The following is an 18,892-nucleotide window of genomic DNA, read 5'->3' as shown; positions in this document are numbered from 1 at the left end:
GGAGGCAGAATTGACTGGTAATTTGAATGGGATGGCAGAAGACCTGTACCTGGGCATCAAGGACCTGCCGATCGTGTCTCCGCATGGTCACTGCGATCCGGGGTGGTTCGCAACCGATGCGCCGTTTCCCAACCCGGCAGAGCTGCTTGTGGTTCCCGACCATTACGTGTTCCGTATGCTCTATTCGCAGGGCGTTCCCTTGTCCGAACTTGGCGTTGGGGAAGAGGGGCGAAAGAAGGATCCTCGCGCCGTTTTCCGCACCTTTGCCGAGCACTGGCATCTGTTTCTGGGAACGCCTTCCCGGATCTGGATGAACTACGTGCTGCATGAAACGCTAGGCGTATCTGAGGAGTTGTCTTCGCGCACGGCAGACCTGATTTACGATGGGATCTCAGAAAAGCTGGCGCGACCCGAATTTCGTCCGAGGGCTTTGTTCGACAAGTTTGGAATTGCGGTTCTGGCCACCACGGATTCCGCTCTCGACGGCCTCGCGGAGCATCGGGATGTCCGTGAAAGCGGTTGGGGCGGGCGGGTTATTCCGACGTTCCGCCCAGACGGGGTTTTGGATGGGGCGGACCCGGAGTTCGTGCAAAACCTGAACAAGTTGGCCGAGCTGACAGGCTGCGATCTGGGCAGCTATGATGGCTACCTCAATGCGCTCCGAATGCGGCGGGCTTATTTCATCCAGTTGGGCTGTACGGCTACCGACCACGGTATCGAACGCGTGCAGACTGAGTGGCTGGACGACCCGGATGCGCTGTACCAACGGCTGAGACGGCAGGACGGGACTGAACAGGATGCTCGCCGGTTCTACGGTCATATGCTGATCGAAATGGCGCAGATGTCTGTCGATGATGGCCTGACCATGCAGATACATTCTGGCAGCAAGCGCAACACGAACGACGCGGTAATGCGGGACTTCGGACGTGACAAGGGGGCCGACATTCCAATCGCGATGGATTGGGTCACGGGCCTTGAGGCGCTGCTGAACCGGGTCGGAAACTCGCCCGAACTGCGCATTATACTCTTTACATTGGACGAAGGCACCTACGCCCGTGAACTGGCCCCTATGGCGGGACATTGGCCGTGCCTTCGGATCGGGCCGCCTTGGTGGTTCCACGACAGCCCAGCCGGGATTGCGCGGTATTTCGATCAGGTCGTTGAAACGGCCGGATACTACAATCTGGCCGGATTCAATGACGACACGCGGGCTTTTCTGTCCATTCCAGCACGGCACGACCTGTGGCGACAAGGTGTTGCGATTCATCTGGCCGAGCAGGTTGCGCGCGGTTACTTCGGTCGGGACAGTGCCGAGCATTTGGCGCGGCTGCTGTCGGTCGATCTGGCGAAACAGGTTTACGGATTGCAAAGCTAGATGGGTACTATTCTTCACTTCGGCCTTGGAAACTTCGCCCGGGCGCATTTGCTGGACTACACCGATCAAGCTGGCGGATGGGACGTTGTCGGCGTCAGCCTGCGTTCATCCTCGGTTAGGGATGGATTGGCGCGACAAGGTTTCGAGTACGATTTGTGCGTGCAGGGGCAGGGCGTCCGGCGCATCAAAGCTCTGCGGGACGTTCTGGTCGCGCCCAAGGATCGCGCAGCGATTTTCGATGTGATGGCGAATGCCGAGATCATTTCGGCGACCGTCACCGAGAAAGGCTACCATTTGGACGCCGCGGGCAATCTGAACCATCAGGACCCGGCGATTGCCGCCGATCTGGCTGGGCAGGGGCCTTCGACGCTGATCGGGTTTCTAGCTTTCGGCCTTGCGGGACGGCGCAAGCCTGTGACGGTGCTAAGCTGCGACAACCGAATGGAAAACGGCAAAACGTTAGAAACGGCAGTTGCCGATTTTGCGGAAGCAGCCGGTTTGGACGTGCATTGGGGTGCCGTTCGCTTCCCCAACGCGATGGTCGACCGGATCACCCCGGCCACCACGGACGCCGTTCGCGCAATCAGCGGCGATCCTATGGCTGTTCCGACCGAGGCGTTCTCGGAGTGGGTGATCGAAGACAATTTCGCCGGTCCTCACCCGGATTGGCCGGGCGTGCAATTGGTCGATGACGTAGCCCCGCACGAGATGCGAAAGCTGCGCATGCTGAACGGTGCCCATTCCCTGTTGGCTTATGTCGGGTTGGAGCGAGGCCTGACCTACGTTCACGAAGCGGTTCGAGACCCGGTTTTGCGCCCGCTGGTTTCCGAGTTGATGAAGGATGCGGTCGCAACGCTACCAGCAGCACTACAAGCACAAGCTCCGGATTATGCCGAGGCTCTGTTGCGCCGTTTTGAAAACCCCGAGCTGGCGCACCGTCTGGACCAAATCGCAATGGATGGCAGCCAGAAGCTGCCGTATCGGTTTGTTCCCACACTCCGTGAGACCGGCTCTCAGGCGGTGATCGCGGGGATGCGGGCCTGGGTCTCCTATTGCATGTCCGAGACCGCCAAAGGTCGGGCGCTGAACGATCCTTGCGCGTCGGAAATCGCTTTGGCTGCCAAGCAGCCAGATCCGCTAGTGCCGCTTTTGCGTCTTGTCGGAGCAGAGGATCTCGCGCCGCTTATCCGGGAATGATCGCGCCGCGGAACTGAACAACGGTGGACGCCAGATTGTGTCCGGCCATCAGGGCCTCGGCCTGCGATTTTCCCGTCAGCAAGGCCGCGAGGTACCCACCGTTGAAACTGTCGCCCGCCGCTGTCGTATCCAGCACGTGTTTGGCAGGTTCATAGGATTGGTCAATGATCTGGCCTATGGACAGAGGACCTTTCTCTCCGCGTTTCAAGGCACCGACACCGTGATGATCGGTAAATCGTGCCGCCACCTGATCCGCGCTTTCCCCGAACAGCGCCATCTCGTCGTCAATGGACGGTAGGGCAATATCCGCAAGCTGCCAAAGCCTTTGGTTGATCTGCCGGGCGTATTCAACGCTGTCCCAAAGACGCGGACGAAAGTTGCTGTCATAGACCAACTGGACTGAAGAGCCTTCGAGCCAATCCAGAAGCGCAAGCCTTACCGAATGCGGAAGAATTGCCACGGAAATTCCTGACAAGTACAGCACGTCGAAACCGTTCAGAAGGCTGAAGTCGTGATCGGCAAAAAGCTGACGGGCGGCTGCCTCGCTGCGCCAATAGGTAAAGCTGCGTTCACCGTCCGCAGAGGTTGTGATCGCGTATAGTCCCGGAGAAGAGTTGGGAATGATGCGGATGCCAGATGTCCCGATGCCATGACTTGCGATAAAGTCGGCGATGCGCCCTGAGAACGGGTCGTCGCCCAGACATGTCACATACTCCACCTGCAGATCAGGAGCGGCGCGGTGCATGTAGATGGCCGTGTTCAGCGTATCCCCCGCAACGCCGACCTTTGCGCCGGTTTCCAGCATGGACAATTCGATCATTGCTTCGCCGATGCAGGCAATTCGCGTCATTTCTTTTCTCTTTTCCAGATGATGAGCCCGGCGACCATGATCAGCGCAGCCCCCGCCAACGTGAATGCGTCCGGTACCGTGTCAAAGAACAGATAGCCCCAGATCGCAACGTAGATCAGGAACGAATAGGTGAATGGCATCAACTGGTTCGCCGTTCCGAACCGATGCGCGTTCGTCAGCAGTTGATGCCCGCACCAGCCAAAGACGCCAAGACTGATCAGGACAATCAGGCTCCAGGTGTTTTCCGGCTGGACCCAAAACCAGATGGCGAAGGGCAGCAGGACCACCGTCCCGGTAAGCCCGAGGTAGAATTGCATGGTGTCCACTGCAACAACCCCGGACAGCCTGCGCGTCATGATCGAGTACAAAGCCAAAGCGGTGGCATTGTAGACGATCAGCAGCATGGTCGGATGAAAGGCCGAACCAAACGGCCGCACGACAACCAACACCCCCAGAAAGCCCAGTATGATAGCCGCCCAACGCCATGGACCCACGCTCTCTTTCAACACGAAAACGGACAGGAAGCACACGATGACCGGGCTTGAGAACATGATTGCCGACACAACGGTCAGAGGCAAAAACCGCAGGGCATAAAAATTGAAAACGGTCGCCGAGATCAGCAGCAAGGCCCGGCTAATGACCTGCCATGGATGGTCGGTCTTGAACCGGCTGGCCTCAATCCCGCCCTTGGCGATCACCCCCACAGAGATCACGAAGTGCCCTGCATAGCGCATGAACGCCAACTGAAATGCCGGCACGCCGGCCAACGCCAACCACTTGGCCCCAAGGTCAACCAGCGAAAAGAAAAGCCACGCCGTCAGCATCAGCACGATGCCAAGGCGCGGCAGGTCCGCATTGGGGTTGGCGGTGACGGCCATCGATCAGGTGTTGAAACGCTTGACGTAGTAGTCAACCATCTGGCTGACCATGTCATCCGCCTGACCGTGGTCGCGCGCGTCATTCAGCGCCGAGAGCGCGCACTGCGACATCACGCTAGTGACGCCTGCATCGCGTGCCATACGGTCATAATAACCGAGGTCTTTTGCCGCGTTCTTGATGGCAAAAGCCAGCTGGTTTGGATCATTCTCGACGCCATAGGCTTTGACGAAATCCATCATTCCAGAATGCAGCGGCCCTGCGGCCATAACGTCATACACCTGCTTGCGGTCAACACCGGTAATATCTGCCATGGCAAAGGCTTCGGCCATTGCGTTCGCGACGGTCATTCCGAAGAAGTTGTTGATCAGCTTGATCGTGTGTCCGGAGCCAACGGGGCCAAGGTAGAAAACGTTTTCGCCCAAATCCTTCAGTGTCGGCTCGGCCTTGTCAAAGGCAGCCTTGTTGCCGGACGTCATAATGTTGAGCTTGCCTTCTAGTGCGTGCGAAGGCGTCCGACCAAGCGGCGCATCCAGGTAGCTTCCGCCAGCTGCGGCGACCTCCTCGGCTAAGGCGCGTGTGCTGCCTGGAAGCGAGGTGCCAAAGTCGATGACGATTGCCTCGGGTTTCAATCCCGCGATCACTCCATCTGCGCCGCGCATACGGCTTTCGACCTGTTCCGAGGTGCCCATGCACAACATCACGATGTCGCTGGCTTCGGCCAGTTCTTGGGCGTTTTGCATCTCGCGGGCGCCACGGTCAATCGCGGCGTCCAGGTATGTGCGGTCGCGGTTTCCCAATACAGCGACCGAGTATCCTTGGTCCAAAAGTCGGCTCACCATGGCTCCGCCCATTAGTCCCAAGCCGATAAACCCGATTGATGGTTTGCTCATTGGTTTCCCTTTCCGTGAATGTGTCTGGTTTTCATTCTTGTGTCTGGCGCGTACGGCTTTGCAGTTTGAATGCTCATATTGCCCGACGGATAATCATTGGTCTTTGGGTGGTCCGGTATTTTGCCGTGCCGCATGGCCATCAGGCCGGCGCCCGCGCTCGAGCTGTTCGCGCCTTCAGCCCTTGTTCGATCCATGATGTGACCTCAAGCGTCCGGGCTGCGTCCTCGACGTCGATCAGTGGAGGGGCGCCCTCGATCACGTCAAGGAAGTGATCCAGTTGCGCCTCAAGCGGTGCACGTTGCTGTTCTGGTCGTGTAAGTTGGTCTTTCTGGGCCGCAGTCCCCCAATCCTTTCCACGCCACAGGGTCATGGAGGGAAAACTGACAGCGCCGCTGGTTCCCGTGATCCACATCATGTCCTGATTTGTCGTGCCGATGTTCGGGTTTTCGCCGGTTCCGGCCTCAAACCCCCAAGGGCTGGGTGCGGTGTCGGCAAAGCTGATAGTGCCCGTCGCGCCGTTTTCGAACGCAATCGCAACAGCCCCGCTTTCTATCCGATCTGATCCGCGGATTGACGCGCCGGGCAGGGCGACGACATCTGAGATTTCCCCGATCACAAAGCGCAAGACATCGATATCATGCACCAGATTGATCATGACTGGACTGCCATCAGATGTCCGCCAGTTCTGTTCAAAATAGCTCTCGGGTTTACGCATGGCCCACAGCAACGAGACGTTGATGACTTGTCCGATCGTACCTTGCGCGATCACCTCTTTCAGGTGCTGCAAGGTTGTGTGATACCGCCGATGGTGGCCTACAAGGCTGCGGACATCGGCCTTGCGAACGGCCGCCCTCAAGCGCTGGGCATCGTCGACCGATGCAGCAACCGGCTTTTCGATCAGCATGTGCCAACTGCGGGATGCGGCCAGAATGCCATGTTCGGCATGCAGGCGGGTCGGCGTCGCGATGATGACGCCATCCACCGGGCCCTCTACCTCGTCCATACTGGCAAAACGCGGCGCGTCGATATGGATCGAGCCATCTGGATCGGCCAACCCGACCAACACGCAGCCGGGGTGCTCGATCACGGCGCGCATGTGGCGGATACCGATCAATCCACCGCCGGCTACAAGGATCCGTTTCACATCACTGCTCCGATTTGCCAGGGAACGAATTCGTAGTCACCCAGGCCCTGCGCCTCGGACTTGGTCCGTGTGCCCGAGGCGACTTGGAGCAACCGTCGGTATATTTCCTGTCCTTTCTCTTCGACGCTGGCGCCTTTGGTCAGAATGTCCCCCGCATCCACGTCCATGTCTTCGGGCATGCGCGCCGCCAATTCAGAGTTGGTGGCGATTTTCAGCGTAGGCGCCGGTTTCGACCCAAAGGCAGAGCCGCGCCCCGTGGTAAAGCACACAAGGTTGCACCCGGCCGCGATCTGCCCGGTCACCGAGGCCGGGTCATATCCGGGGCTGTCCATGAAGGTGAAGCCTTTGGCGGTGATGGGTTCGGCGTATTTGAATACACCGGTCAAGGGGGTGGTTCCGCCCTTCGCCGCTGCCCCCAGCGATTTCTCAAGGATGGTCGTCAGACCGCCTTGCTTGTTGCCGGGGCTTGGGTTGTTGTCCATCGAACCGTGATTGCGGGCGGTATAGTCCTGCCACCAATCGATCAGTCCGATCAGTTTTTCCCCAGTTGCGCGACCAAGGGCGCGGCGGGTCAAAAGGTGTTCGGCACCGTAGATTTCGGGCGTTTCCGCAAGGACACCGGTGCCGCCTTGGGCAACCAACAGGTCGCAGGCATGTCCGAGCGCAGGGTTCGCGGTCACACCGGACCAAGCGTCCGATCCACCGCATTGCAGCGCAACCATCAGTTCGGACGCAGGGGTTTCGCTGCGCCGCGCCTCATTGGCAATGGGTAGCATCTGGTTGATCTTGCTGATGCCCATTTCCACGGTCCGGCGCAATCCCGCGACGTTCTGGATGTTCATCGTCTGGAAGGTTGCACTCTGCTTCAACCCATACGCGTCCAGTAGCCAGTCGATCTGGTTCATCTCGCAGCCCAGACCTACCATCAGAACAGCAGCGTGATTGGGATGTTTCGCAAACCCCCACATGACCCGTTGAAGAGCTTCGAAACCGTCGCCGGAATCGGCCATTCCGCAGCCCGTTCCGTGGACAAAGGCCACTACGCCGTCGACGTTCGGAAACTCGGCCAGCTTGTCCGGCGTGAAGTGGTTGGCGATCATGCGGGCCGCAGTCGCCGAACAGTTCACGGTGGTCAAAACGGCGATGTAGTTGCGCGTGCCGACGCGACCGCTGTCCCGGTGGTAGCCCATGAACGTATCGACCGAGGTGGCGGGTTTCGTAGGCCTGTGATCCGTCGCAAACTCGTAGTCCACGCTGGTGTTGCGGAACTCGATATTGTGGGTGTGCACATGGTCGCCAGGTTCGATCATTTGGGTGGCGTAACCGATAATCTGGGCGTATTTTCTGACAGGATCGCCGGGTGCAAGATTTCGCGTGGCAACCTTGTGTCCCGAGGGGATGCGCGCATTGGTCGTGACATCCTCGACCATATTGCCGACCTCCAGGGGCCGAGTTGCAACCACCACGCTATCCGATCGATCTAAACGTACAAAAGTCATAGTCAGCTTTCCTGGGGGCAGCAGCTAGGCGCAGAACGGCGAGTCCGATGTCCACCGGTGAATATCTATATGCGGTTGTCCAGACAGCCTTGCTCGCGCCGCTTCCCAATTGGACTTGCAGACGCGCCAATCTCGCAGCTCGGTTTCTGGGCGCGATCTGGACCTTGCGATGAAGCTGGGGAAATGGTCTCGACCGGTGGGTTGGCCCGCCGCACTGAAGCGGATGTCGAACGACCAGCGGAACCGGTCCGTTTCATTGACCAGCGAAGCGTGCGGCGTCAGAGGGTGAAACAGGATGATCCCGCCCGCCTTGACAGGAAGGGGCACGGCTCGGCCTTCGTCGATGAACCCGTCGGCAATACCAGTCTGCGTCCGCGCGCAATGCGGCAGGATGGATTGGTCCTGTGCCTTTGGCAACACTTGCAGGCAGCCGTTTTTGACCGTTGCATCGTTGACGGCAATCCACACTGTGACCATGTCGGTCTGGTCCGCATCCTCCAAAGCAACCGCCCGGTCCTGATGCCAGTCTGTCGCGGTGATATGCGCGCGAACCTCGTCCTTGGACAGCTTGAGGGCAGGGGGCTTCAACCGAACGTGCTGGATCGGATTGCTAACCAGCTCTGGCCCAATCAACTGCTCGACAATGTCGAGCATGGGCTGGGCCGTCAGTAAGTCGAACACTGCGGGTCCAATATGGAACGGTGTGTCCGCCATGATCCGATCGCCGGGTAACGAGATGTCCAGCGGTTGAAAATAGTCGCAACCGGCCTGATAGGCGGACAGAAGTTTGTCCCAGAAGGTCATTCCTGACGGTTCGTCCTTGACCAGCCCTTTTTCGTACCAACCGTCATAGAGCCGGTTCAGGACGTCCGAGTATTCGGCCTGTACCCGATCCAGCAAATCGCTGGGAATTACATCCTCGACCACGAGGTATCCGTCCGTCTGGAAATTGCCAATCTGATCTTGTGTCAGCATGGTTGCGACCTCACAACAGCAGCGCGATGATGCCCGGCCAGATCAGAAGAACGGAAAGCGCCAGCAATTGGATCCCGATGAATGGCAGGAAGCCGCGGAAGATATCCGTCAGACTGATATGCGGCGGGGCCACCGACTTCAGGTAGAACGCCGCCGGGCCAAAAGGGGGCGACAGGAAGCTGACCTGCATGTTCATACAGAACACGACGCCGAACCAGATAGCGACATGACTCGGCTCCAACTGGCCAAAGATTCCGATTTCTTCGATGGGAAGTCGCAGGACGATCGGCAGAAAGACCGGAATGATCAGCAGCACGATGCCGACCCAATCCATGAATGCGCCCATGAACAGCAAGATCAGCATCATCACCAGAATGACCAGCATGGTGGGCAGCTCCTGGCCGACGATTAGGTCTGCCACGTATTGGGGCCCGCCAGCAATTGTGTAGGCACCCGCCAGCGCGGCGGCCCCGATCGTAACCCAAATGATGGTGCCTGTGGATTTTAGGGTTCGCATCAAGCTATCCCAAACCAGCTCGAACGATCCTTCACCCCGCAGGATGGCGATGATCAGGACGGCGAAGGCGCCCATACCAGCAGCCTCGGTGATGCCTGTGATCCCGCCGTAGATTGAGCCGAGAACGACGCCGATGACGACCAGCGGCGCAACGAGGCCTTTGCCCATTTCCCACCCGATTTTGGCGCGCTCTCTGCCAAAGACGAAGAAGATCAGCAGAAGGGCAACGATTGTAATGCCGGCAAACCAGGGCAGGTAGTCAGCTGTTCCCAGCCTCGCGGGCTCGCCCTGGCTGGCAGCGTTTGATCCGGAAAGCTCGAAGAACGCGGCCCGGATAAACAGAACTGTGGAAAACCCGGCGACGACGATGCTCATGAAGGCCCCAAACAGTTTGCGTTTTTCAGCCGGTTCGGGGTCGTTCGGGTCCGGCTCCGGCAGCGGAGCGTGATGAGGATTCAACTGCGTGCGGATAATGATGTACAGGATGATCATTGAGGCCAGCATGAAGCCGGGAATGAAAGACGCGGTGAACAGCGACTTGATCGAGGTTTCGGTGATCAGCCCATAGATGATCAAAACGATCGAGGGCGGGATCATAGTGCCTAGCGACCCTGAGGCGCAGATGACGCCGATCGCGAGGTTCTGATCGTAGCCGAGGCGCAGCATCTGGGGCAGGGCGATAAGGCCCAGCAGGACAACTTCACCACCGATGATGCCGGACATGGCCGCCATGATCACCGCCATGATCGAGGTCACGATTGCGATGCCGCCGCGTGTTCTGGACAGCCAGACATTCAACGACGAATACATGTCACGCGCGATCCCGGATCGCTCTAACAGCGACGCCATAAAGATAAACAATGGCACTGATATGAGCACGTAGTCCGTTAAGAGCCCGTATATCTTCTGCGCCAGAATATAGAGCGGTCCAGTACCTGGCCGACCGGTCAGAACCCCGTCGCCAAATGAAAACGGGTTCAAAAGCAGTGTCGGTTCGAACTTCAGGACAAGAACCAGAACCGCAAGGGAAGCCGAGGCCAGACCCAAGGGCATCCCGATCGCCAGAAGCACGATCAGGGCGACCATCAGGATGAGTGAGATTGTTCCAATATCCATCAGTCTTGTCCCACCGCTCGTTTGATCATTTCAATTTCGTCCTCGTCCGGTTCATCTGTGTGGATTTCCGGTTCTTTGTTCCAATCCGCGATTAGGTTCAAAATTGCTTGCATTGCGACGAGCGTAATCACGATCAGCACCATCGGCTGCAACGTCGCTGGGATCGGAGGATTGAAGGCAGAGCCATAAAGCTCCCATTTATAGAGCTTGTTGACGAACACCTGTTTGTAGCTGCCGTAGACCAAAAAGAATGCAAACAGCACGATCAGTATCGTCGAGACCGTATCAAAAACGCGCTGAAGCCAACGTGGAACCGCGTCGTATAGCAGGAATATTCGAATGTGACTGCGTTGCTGCATCGCGTAGTAGCCAGACATCAAAAACACAAAGCTGGCGAACCAGAGTGTCATTTCATTGGCCCACTCGGTCGGCTTTTCCAAGATGTAGCGCATGAAGACTTCGTAGAGCATGACGACAGTCATGATTGCGATCATCATCATCGTCACTCGGCCTATGAACAGGGCGAAACGATCCATAACCGTCGTGCCTTCGAACTCCATCGTAGCTGGGCGCACGGTCTTGGTACCAATCACTGCAAGAAACGGTAGAAGGACAAGCGCGGCCACGTCGATGATGTCGACATACCCCCCGAACACGCCAGAAAATTCGGGCGTGATGTCGCTGCGCAGATATATTTCCGTTACCTGACTTTTGAGGGATTCAGAAGTGTAAGGCAGCCAATCCAATAGGAATGCAGGGAGATGCCAAACAAGCCAACTGGCCGTCGCGACGAAGGCCAACGGTATGAGCCATTCAATTGGTCCGCCTGAATTCTTGTGCATCGCGTAACCCTCGTCCCTATCCTTCGATCCTGTAGTGATCGATAAAGTCTCGATCCGGTTCGACACCCAGTCCAGGGTCAGTCGGGATCGTGACACGGCCGTTATTGGCCTTGACCTGATTTTGAATTTCCAGCGGAACGGTCAGCAGATCGTCCCGAAACTTGTTGTCCGTTGTGTCGAACTCCAGCATCGGCTCCCATGGATGCAAGCCGCCTGGAATTGGGGGCATGGCCGCCAGTAAATGCAGATTTGTTGCGACAGCGATGGCGCTACCCCAGACGTGATTCACGACCGGTGTGAAATGTGCGTGGCATAGGGTCAGTACCCTGAGATACTCTGAAACACCGCCCAAAGCGCATACTTCTGGCTGCGCTATATCTATTCCGCGATTTTCAAGAAGACTGCGCCAGGCCCAGCGATTGAATACCACCTCTCCGCCCGAGATGTTGACTTTAAGCGAAGCGCGCAATTCTCGGTATCCGTCCATGTCTTCTGGCGCGACGGGTTCTTCGAACCAGTATGCGTCTAGTTCTTCCAGCGCCCGACCGACATAAAATGCGTCCGAAGTCGTATAGGCATGGTTTGCATCGACCATAAAAGGAAAGTCGTCTCCTACTCCGCGTCGAACTGCTTCGCATAGCTGCACATCAGGCTTCGGACCAAGGCCGGTTTTCATTTTAGTGGCGGTAAAACCCATTTCCTTGATCTTTGCGGCTTCATCCTCAAAACGGCAGGCCAGATTAGAAATCGGTTCATCCCGGAGCATCATGCCGTAGCCGTAGCAAGGAACGCTTGTGCGATGCGCGCCGCCGACAAGCTTATGGAGGGGGAGGCCAGAGATTTTTCCGGTGATGTCCCAAAGTGCGATGTCCACCCCGGACAAAGCCTGCATTGGCATTCCGCTTTGGCCATGGTCTCGCAAAAGGTTGTACACCTTGTGCCAGATCACGTCTTTGTCCAAAGGGTCCATGCCAAGGACCATTGGCTGGATGACCTTTTCCACGATGGATTTGTTGGCAATGGCTACGTTTCCGGGACCAAAGCACTCCCCCCAACCGGTCACCCCCTCATCTGTCTGAATCTCGACCAGATGGGTTGTTCGCTTGTCGTAATACTGTTGCGAGTAGCCCAGAACTTCCGGCATGTCGTACTGCAGTACGTGACTTATTATTCTGGTGATTTTCATGAAGTTCTGGATCCCGGCGCCGAACCGGAGAGGCCGCAAGCACGGCCTTTCCGTGTGTCGTAAGTCGGTCGCAGCCTGATTACTGCATTGCGCCCAGGTCACGCAGGAAGTTGATGTGGCTTTCCAGCAGCGCCTGTGCTTCAGGGGTCGTTGCGAACTCAGTCCAACCGACCTGAACGGCCGCGCGATAAGCTGCCAGATCTTCAGGCGTCCATTCGTACAACTGAACACCTTTTGCTTTCAGGTCTTTTGCTGTCTGAGCGTTCTGCACTTCGTTGATGGTCGCATTGTGCAATGCCAAGCTATCCATTGCGACTTCCATGATCTTCTTATGGTGCGCAGGCATCGCTTCCCAAACGTCTTTGCGACAGGCTAGGTGATCTGCAGGCATCGAGTGGAAACCGGGATAGTTTGTGTGACCTGCGATCTCGTACAGACCCAGACCCACGTTGTTCGTCAGGTTCGCAGCATCCGCACCATCAATGATGCCGGTTTCCAAAGCCGTGAAGATTTCGTTGAAGTCCATCACGATCGGAGAAGCACCAAGTTCCGCGAATACCTTGGTTGCAAGGCCTGGAGGCGAGCGGAACTTCCAATCTTTGAAGTCTTCCACTTTTGCAATCGGCTTGGTTGAAGACAGCGACTCTGGCCCGGGGATCCACCATCCGATGAATTCCATGTCGTAGCCGTTGTACAGATCATTTACAGCTTCTCTTCCGCCGCCATGAAGGAGCCAGGCCATTTGCTGATAGGGGTTCTGATACCCGCCGAGCAGATCGCCCGCGAACTGGAAGGCCGGGTTTTTACCGGTCTGATAGCCGCCACCCGTCATGTCGCAATCCAGAATTCCGGTAGCTGCGGCGTCGAAGGTTTCAACTGATTTGACCACCGAAGAGGAATAGAACATTTCAACTTCGATTTCGCCGTTCGACATTTCCTGAATGTCTTCAACGAATTTTGCAGCCATCTGGCCAGACAGAGTTTCGGGCGAAAAATGGGTTTGAATTCTAAGCTTCGTGGTTTCAGCCATCGCGAAACCAGCTGCCATTGTCGTGGCTACGGCCGCCACGGCCGCTGTCTTGACTATTTTCATATTGTCCTCCCAGACGTTGAGCGTTGCGCGGAGAGGGAGATCTTGCCGCCTCCTTTGCCGTCACGCAGATAAACGTTAAGCCGACGAATCGAATGCAACAAGAAGAATTTGAAATTTCTAAAAATTTCGAGATTCTTGCGTAAACTCGAAAATAGGCTTAGGACCCTACTTGGACAAAATTTGAAGGCGCATACCGGAATGAAAGAAGAAGTCGATATTTATCAGGACCTTAAGATGCGCCTCATCTCGAATGGATTCGAGCATGGAGCCAAGGTGCGGGCCGAAGAATTACGTAGAGAGTATGGCTGTTCTGCGAGTGCAGTTCGCGAAGTCCTTTTTCGATTGTCCGCTGTAGGGTTGGTGGACTTTCAGGAACAAAAAGGTTTCCGCGTGCCAATGCGTTCGCCGCAGAAGCTTATCGAATTGACACATGTCCGTGTTTTGTTGGAGGCCGAAGGTACCGTAATGTCGATCCGTAGTGGCGGGGTGGATTGGGAAGCAAGACTGACGGCCGCGCATCACAAACTCAGCCATATCGAAAAACGCATTCACGCCACAGACGACCCGAGCGGCCTTATCGAGATATGGTTTGCATCGGAGAAGGAGTTTCACCAAACGCTCATTTCTGCCTGTGGCTCGGAAACCTTAAAACAAATGCATGGCCGAGTTTACGCGCAATTCAGACAGCAGTTGATGGTGGCAGACCGGAACTTTGAGTTCATTTCTCAGAACATAAGACACCATGCCGATATACTTGAGGCAGCATTGTCAGGGGATGAGCAGTTAACACGAGAGAAAATTCACGATCATCTGAAACGCCACCTAACTGGAAAGACGATGGGCGACTAGCGCCGAAAATCGTCTTCCAAATACACCTGAATGATTTCGTCGAAGCTTGATTCCGCCTCGAACCCCAACTCCAGAGCGCGATCTGTTTGAAAGTCGCGCGGCCAATTCTTGACGATTCGTTCGATTGCCTCGTCGGGTTCTCGCTTGATTAGGCCAACTGCATCTTGACCGGCCACGGCGCGCAACGCCTCGATTTGTTCGGCGACGGTGCAACTTACGCCCGGCATGTTCAACGCGCGTCTGTCATTCAGAAGCTGCGTGTCCATCGTTGCTGCGTGGGTCAAAAAAGTGGCAGCGGCGCGGGGGCTGGCGTGCCAGTGGCGAACAGTTTCGGCAACAGGCAAGATCGCCTCAACCCCATTCAATGGTTCGCGGATTATACCTGAAAAGAAGGACGAAGCGGCAGCGTTGGCTTTGCCAGGGCGCACACACAAAGTGGGTAAGCGCAAGGAAATACCGTCGATATATCCTTTCCTGCTGAAATCCGTGATCATCAATTCAGAGGCCGCTTTCTGCGCCCCGTAACTGGTCAAAGGTGCCGAGAGGAACTCATCGCTTATCTTGTCGGGGAACGGTGCCCCGAAAACTGCTATGGACGAGGCAAAAACCAGACGAGGGGTGTACTCGCCTACTGATGCCTCGTGTTCATCCTTGAGTGCGTTCAGCAGTGTCCAGGTTGCCATAAGATTGACATCCCAGCCCAACGCAAAGTCTGTCTCAGCTTGGCCTGAAACGATAGCTGCAAGGTGGAATATGACGTCCGGGCGCTGAGATGCAACAGACTTGGCGATGCCTGACGTGGTCAAGTTCCCCTCAATTTGCTTACCTGGCGCACTGTCGAGCGGGAATGAGAGATCGAACAGTGAGAGTTGAGCATCTGCTCCAAAAATTTCTTGGGTCGAAATGCGATGGGCCAGTTTCTGGCCAAGCATTCCTCCACCGCCTAAAACAAGGATTCGCGTCACAGCATTCCGTTCCGTTTTTTGAGTTCCAGATACAAAGCCGAATGATCCAGTTCGGCCCCATCCATTTCGTCTATCAGATATTCGAAACGGTCGCGCACGGATTGGGTGCTGGGTAGTTCGACGCCAAGGCTGCGCGCTTCTTCTAGCGTGTTGTCCAAATCCTTTATTTGAAACTTAGACAATCCTCCGGGGACAAAATTCCCATCAGACATGCGTTCGCCATGTTGTTGTAAGATAATGCTATCCGCAAAACCCCCTTTCAGTGCGGCCCTCAACGCGGTCGGGTCTGCACCGCCTTGTTGAGCCAGCAATGTCGCTTCGGCGACAGCCGATATTGTCACAGCGACAATTGTTTGATTGGCCAATTTGCATAGTTGACCGGAACCACTTGGGCCAACATGCACAGGGCGCCCCATTGCTGTCAGAACCGGTCGCACGCGCTCCATAACGTCCTGATCGCCACCGACCATGATCGCGAGGGTGCCAGCTTCGGCACCCTTGGTGCCGCCGGAAACCGGGGCATCCAGATGCTGCACCCCCATTGAGGACAATTGTGCGGATTGCTCTCTGGCGTGTTCGGGTTTGGCGCTGGACATATCAATCCAGATCATCCCCGGTTTGAGTTGTTCGAGGAAAGCCTCGTCAGAAAGTAGCGCGCGGGTCGCGTATCCGTCCGAGAGCATCGTTATTATTACGTCTGCACCCGAAATCGCCAGCGGGGCAGTTTCCGCCAATGTCGCGCCTTCTGCTGCTAACGGTTTCGCCTTTTCCAAGCTGCGGTTCCATACAGTGAGCGGAAATGCGGCGCGCAAAATATTCCTCGCCATGGGAGCTCCCATCAGGCCGGTTCCCAACAGAGCCACTTTGAACTGTTTGCTCATCATCTACGTCCTTCCCAAGGTGCGCCACGCACGGTTATGGCCAAACCAAAATCTCTGTCATACGCTAACGGCTCTGGGCCCACATTCCAGAAGTCGTTGCGAAACCGCCAAGGTTTCTTTGCTTCTCGGTTGACCTGTCGAACGAAACAACACTTGTTCAACCGCCACCTTATGAGTTGGAATATTTATATGTTAGAAAAGCTTAAGGGGAAGCGCGACCTAGCCATAGCCACCTCACAAGGGATGGGAATTGCAAGTACGATTGCATCGGCAAGAAGGGGTGCGAAAGTCTATGCGACGGATATAAACTCCGAAAAGCTAAATTCGATTCGCAGTCAGAATCTCGAAAATCACGAAATTTTCGAGATGTATGTGGCGAACGATTACAGTATTCGTCATGGGGTCACGCGATTGAAGCCTGATGTTTTGTTCAACGGCGACGGGTTCGTGCATCACGGAACTATTCTGGTTGCAACTGATAGTGAATGGGATTTCGCCATGGACTTCGACCTACGCTCAATAGTTCGCGCAACAAAGGCTGCCGTTGTTGGGGTGACGAAATCGGTGGCCGTGGATTTCATCGCGAAAGAAATTCGGTGCAATTGCGTTCGCCGAGCAATGGTCGACAGTCCCAGCAGGCGTGATCGCGTAGATGCGTTGGGCGAGCAACTGGGCACGAGAAACGGAGCCCTTGCTCGATTTTTGGCGTGCCGGCCTACGGGGCGTGTAGCGAAAGCAGAAGAGATTGCTGCATATGTCGTCTATCCGGCATGCGATGAGAGTGCATTCACCACAGGACACACACGTAAAATTGACGGAGGTTGGTCAGCCCAATGACAAAAGTATCAAAGGACGATCTGCGATCTCGTAAGTGGTTTATGAATTCCGAGAACCTTGAGATGACTGCATTGTATCTGGAAAGATACCTGAATTACGGGTTGACCCGTGCGGAGCTGCAATCAGGCAAACCGATCATTGGCATTGCTCAAACCGGAAGTGATTTGAGCCCCTGTAATCGGCATCATATCGAGTTGTCCAAACGCGTTCGCGACGGAATCATCGCCTCCGGGGGAACGTGCATCGAAATACCGGTCCACCCGATACAAGAGACCGGCAAACGGCCTACGGCCTCGCTTGACCGCAATCTGGCCTATCTGTCCTTGGTTGAGAGTCTATTCGGGTATCCGATTGATGGCGTTGTTCTGAACATTGGTTGCGACAAGACCACGCCCGCACTTCTTATGGCCGCTGCGACTGTCAACATCCCAGCGATTGCCCTGTCGGTCGGCCCCATGCTTAACGGTTGGTGGAAAGGTGAACGCGCTGGATCGGGCACGGTTATTTGGAAAGCGCGCGAAGACCTTGCGGCTGATGAAATCGACACCGACGAGTTCATGGAAATCGCAGCCGCCGCAGCACCTTCGGTTGGTTATTGCAATACGATGGGAACAGCAACGACCATGAATTCGCTTGCTGAAGCCTTGGGTATGCAGTTACCCGGATCAGCAGCAATACCAGCCCCGTATCGAGAGCGCGGTCAAATCAGTTATGAAACCGGCAAACGTATTGTGGACATGGTCTGGGAGGATCTTCGCCCCAGCGATGTGATGACACGTCAGGCTTTTGAGAATGCGATTGTTATAAACTCGGCGATTGGTGGATCGACGAACGCGCCAATCCACCTGAATGCAATCGCCCGGCATCTTGGTGTTCCACTGACCAACGATGACTGGCAGAAGCTTGGCCACGACGTTCCTTTGTTGGTAAACATGCAGCCTGCGGGTGAGTATCTGGGCGAAGATTACCAACAGGCCGGGGGTGTTCCAGCCGTTGTCGGAGAGCTTCATGATGCTGGATTGCTGCCGCATCCCGATGCGATAACGGTGAACGGCAAGACGATGGGCAATAATTGCTCGGCGCGCCGGTCTCAGAATAGCGAAGTAATCAAGCCTGTCGGTAACCCGGTCAAGCAACAGGCGGGGTTCATCAATCTCTCGGGCAACCTGTTCGAGAGTGCAATTATGAAAACATCCGTGATCTCACCGGCATTTCGAGAGACCTACCTGTCGAACCCGGATGATCCAAATGCCTTTGAGGGTAGGGCAGTTGTGTTTGATGGGCCTGAGGACTTTCACCATCGGATCGATGATCCCGCAGAAAACATCGACGCAAACTGTATTCTGATTATGCGCGGAGCGGGACCAAAAGGATACCCGGGTGCCGCAGAGGTCGTGAACATGCGTCCGCCCGCATATTTGATAAAGCAAGGCATCGAAGCCCTTCCTTGCATCGGTGATGGACGGCAATCCGGTACATCAGGAAGTCCGTCTATCCTGAACGCCTCACCCGAAGCTGCAGAGGGTGGTGGGTTGGCCTTGGTGCGAAATGGTGACCGACTGCGCATCGATCTTGGCAAAGGCACAGCGGATATGCTGGTTTCGCTTGAAGAACTGCATGAACGCGCCCGCGATCTGGAGGCAAAGGGTGGGTATGCAATGCCGCCCAACCAATCCCCGTGGCAGGAAATATTCCGCGAAAAAGTAGATCGCTTGGATCGCGGTATGACACTCAAGGGCGCAGAAAACTACCGCGATATCGCGCGAGGTTTTATGCCACGCGATAACCACTAAAAGG

Annotated in this window: 16 protein-coding genes and 1 pseudogene; 5 read left to right on the top strand and 12 right to left on the bottom strand. The window is 56.1% G+C overall.

The window, feature by feature from the left end; translation table 11 throughout:
• The first annotated feature begins 31 nt into the window (after positions 1-31).
• On the top strand, positions 32-1,375 hold the full coding sequence (gene uxaC, locus ACP15L_RS05705) for a glucuronate isomerase (RefSeq protein ID WP_425083512.1): 1,344 nt from the start codon (positions 32-34) through the stop codon (positions 1,373-1,375).
• Positions 1,376-2,572: a mannitol dehydrogenase family protein gene (locus ACP15L_RS05700; RefSeq protein ID WP_425083447.1), complete on the top strand. Its 1,197-nt coding sequence runs from the start codon at positions 1,376-1,378 to the stop codon at positions 2,570-2,572.
• On the opposite strand, the gene ACP15L_RS05695 is transcribed toward ACP15L_RS05700, so the two are convergent.
• The 10 genes and pseudogenes from ACP15L_RS05695 to ACP15L_RS05650 form a co-directional block, all read right to left on the bottom strand.
• Complete coding sequence (locus tag ACP15L_RS05695; RefSeq protein ID WP_425083446.1) at positions 2,559-3,422, bottom strand: sugar kinase; 864 nt, start codon at positions 3,420-3,422, stop codon at positions 2,559-2,561. The genes ACP15L_RS05700 and ACP15L_RS05695 overlap by 14 nt on opposite strands.
• Entirely contained in the window at positions 3,419-4,300 is an 882-nt protein-coding gene (locus ACP15L_RS05690; protein WP_170614479.1) for a DMT family transporter, read from the bottom strand. The genes ACP15L_RS05695 and ACP15L_RS05690 overlap by 4 nt, the downstream gene beginning before the upstream one ends.
• Before the next feature lie 3 nt (positions 4,301-4,303).
• Positions 4,304-5,224 (bottom strand): annotated as a pseudogene (locus ACP15L_RS05685) (NAD(P)-dependent oxidoreductase); the annotation flags it as partial.
• A gap of 106 nt (positions 5,225-5,330) precedes the next feature.
• Positions 5,331-6,335: a Gfo/Idh/MocA family protein gene (locus tag ACP15L_RS05680; protein ID WP_425083445.1), complete on the bottom strand. Its 1,005-nt coding sequence runs from the start codon at positions 6,333-6,335 to the stop codon at positions 5,331-5,333.
• Entirely contained in the window at positions 6,332-7,834 is a 1,503-nt protein-coding gene (locus tag ACP15L_RS05675; RefSeq protein WP_425083444.1) for a UxaA family hydrolase, read from the bottom strand. The genes ACP15L_RS05680 and ACP15L_RS05675 overlap by 4 nt, the downstream gene beginning before the upstream one ends.
• Before the next feature lie 24 nt (positions 7,835-7,858).
• Positions 7,859-8,809 (bottom strand): phytanoyl-CoA dioxygenase family protein, encoded by a 951-nt coding sequence (locus ACP15L_RS05670; RefSeq protein WP_425083443.1) that lies wholly within the window; start codon positions 8,807-8,809, stop codon positions 7,859-7,861.
• Positions 8,810-8,819: 10 nt separating this feature from the next.
• Positions 8,820-10,442 carry a TRAP transporter large permease subunit gene (locus ACP15L_RS05665; protein ID WP_170383340.1) on the bottom strand — a complete coding sequence of 541 codons (1,623 nt, stop codon included), beginning with the start codon at positions 10,440-10,442 and terminating at the stop codon, positions 8,820-8,822.
• Positions 10,442-11,284: a TRAP transporter small permease subunit gene (locus ACP15L_RS05660; protein WP_425083442.1), complete on the bottom strand. Its 843-nt coding sequence runs from the start codon at positions 11,282-11,284 to the stop codon at positions 10,442-10,444. Before ACP15L_RS05660 ends, ACP15L_RS05665 begins: the two co-directional genes overlap by 1 nt.
• 16 nt (positions 11,285-11,300) lie before the next feature.
• Positions 11,301-12,470 (bottom strand): mandelate racemase/muconate lactonizing enzyme family protein, encoded by a 1,170-nt coding sequence (locus ACP15L_RS05655; RefSeq protein WP_425083441.1) that lies wholly within the window; start codon positions 12,468-12,470, stop codon positions 11,301-11,303.
• Between the two features lie 79 nt (positions 12,471-12,549).
• On the bottom strand, positions 12,550-13,563 hold the full coding sequence (locus tag ACP15L_RS05650; RefSeq protein WP_170376099.1) for a TRAP transporter substrate-binding protein: 1,014 nt from the start codon (positions 13,561-13,563) through the stop codon (positions 12,550-12,552).
• 198 nt (positions 13,564-13,761) lie between these two features.
• Between ACP15L_RS05650 and ACP15L_RS05645 the strand changes: the two genes are divergently transcribed.
• Complete coding sequence (locus ACP15L_RS05645) at positions 13,762-14,412, top strand: GntR family transcriptional regulator (RefSeq protein WP_425083440.1); 651 nt, start codon at positions 13,762-13,764, stop codon at positions 14,410-14,412.
• On the opposite strand, the gene denD is transcribed toward ACP15L_RS05645, so the two are convergent.
• Both denD and ACP15L_RS05635 read right to left on the bottom strand, forming a co-directional pair.
• Positions 14,409-15,377, bottom strand: a complete 969-nt coding sequence (gene denD, locus ACP15L_RS05640; protein ID WP_425083439.1) for a D-erythronate dehydrogenase — start codon at positions 15,375-15,377, stop codon at positions 14,409-14,411. The two genes, ACP15L_RS05645 and denD, sit on opposite strands and share 4 nt — an antisense overlap.
• Complete coding sequence (locus ACP15L_RS05635; protein ID WP_425083438.1) at positions 15,374-16,258, bottom strand: NAD(P)-dependent oxidoreductase; 885 nt, start codon at positions 16,256-16,258, stop codon at positions 15,374-15,376. Before ACP15L_RS05635 ends, denD begins: the two co-directional genes overlap by 4 nt.
• Before the next feature lie 189 nt (positions 16,259-16,447).
• Here ACP15L_RS05635 and ACP15L_RS05630 point away from each other — a divergent pair, with 189 nt between their 5' ends.
• Entirely contained in the window at positions 16,448-17,095 is a 648-nt protein-coding gene (locus ACP15L_RS05630) for an SDR family oxidoreductase (protein WP_425083437.1), read from the top strand.
• Positions 17,092-18,888, top strand: a complete 1,797-nt coding sequence (locus ACP15L_RS05625; protein ID WP_425083436.1) for an IlvD/Edd family dehydratase — start codon at positions 17,092-17,094, stop codon at positions 18,886-18,888. The genes ACP15L_RS05630 and ACP15L_RS05625 overlap by 4 nt, the downstream gene beginning before the upstream one ends.
• The last annotated feature ends 4 nt before the right edge of the window (positions 18,889-18,892 follow it).

This window comes from Ruegeria profundi, assembly GCF_049800715.1.
Taxonomy (GTDB): Bacteria; Pseudomonadota; Alphaproteobacteria; order Rhodobacterales; family Rhodobacteraceae; genus Ruegeria; species Ruegeria profundi_A.
The sequence above is the reverse complement of the archived record's forward strand: the minus strand, read 5'-3'. Positions and strand labels throughout refer to the sequence as shown.